This is a genomic window from Oleiphilus sp. HI0043 (assembly GCF_001634935.1).
The window spans coordinates 1-1011 of record NZ_LWEY01000164.1 but is presented as its reverse complement, the minus strand read 5'-3'; the positions used below and the strand labels follow the sequence as shown (position 1 = coordinate 1011).

The following is a 1011-nucleotide window of genomic DNA, read 5'->3' as shown; positions in this document are numbered from 1 at the left end:
AACCAACGCTTAAAGTTTATCCCCAAGGAAGGTGACCAGATAATTGTTCGAGCCAAAGTGAGCTTGTACGAAGGTCGCGGCGATTACCAACTTATCGTTGAAGGCATGGAACCGGCGGGTATTGGGCAACTACAAGCCGCTTTTGAAGCACTAAAGCTTAAACTGGCTGGCGAAGGACTGTTTGACCAGCAGCATAAAAAATCTATACCACAAATCCCCAAAAAAGCAGCCGTGATAACCTCTCAAAGCGGTGCCGTCATTCATGACATCATTTCAGTGACGCAGCGTCGCTTCCCTGCACTAGAGATCATTTTGCTACCCGTTCAGGTTCAAGGGGAAGGCTCAGCACAACAAATTGCCGACGCTATCGCTTACTGCAACAGCCACAACCTTGCAGATGTGTTAATTGCTGGGCGAGGAGGCGGGTCTCTAGAGGATTTATGGAGTTTTAATGAAGAAGTCGTCGCACGTGCTATTTTTGACAGCGAACTACCTATCATTAGCGCCGTTGGTCATGAAGTAGACTTTACGATTGCCGACCTGGTAGCAGACTACCGGGCACCAACGCCATCAGCAGCCGCAGAACACATTACGCCCGACCAATACGAATTAATGCAAAACCTGGATCAACAACAACGGCGCCTGGAGTTTTTGATCAACAATCGATTCAAACAACTCAGCCAAAGCATCGATGCCTTACAAAAACGACTAAGACATCCTGGCGATGCCCTTCAAGAAAAGGGTTTACGCCTTGAAGAACTTCAAGAGCGCATTAAACGGGCACTATCAAACACTATTGAAAATAAATCTGGAAGTCTGAATATACTTCAGCACCGCTTACTCAGATATAACCCTCAAGCGAAGCTTGAACAAAGCGCAGCAACACTAAACAACGCTTACGACAAACTAGTACAAGCGCAGCATGCAAACCTGGAACAACAGCAACACAGACTGGCGATTCTAGCCCAGACACTGCACACGGCAAGCCCTCTTGCAACCTTAGGGCGCGGC

General features: G+C 47.9%; 1 protein-coding gene. It reads left to right on the top strand.

The window, feature by feature from the left end:
* On the top strand, window positions 1-1011 hold a 1011-nt coding region (gene xseA, locus A3729_RS03065; protein ID WP_068633134.1), incomplete at both ends, for an exodeoxyribonuclease VII large subunit.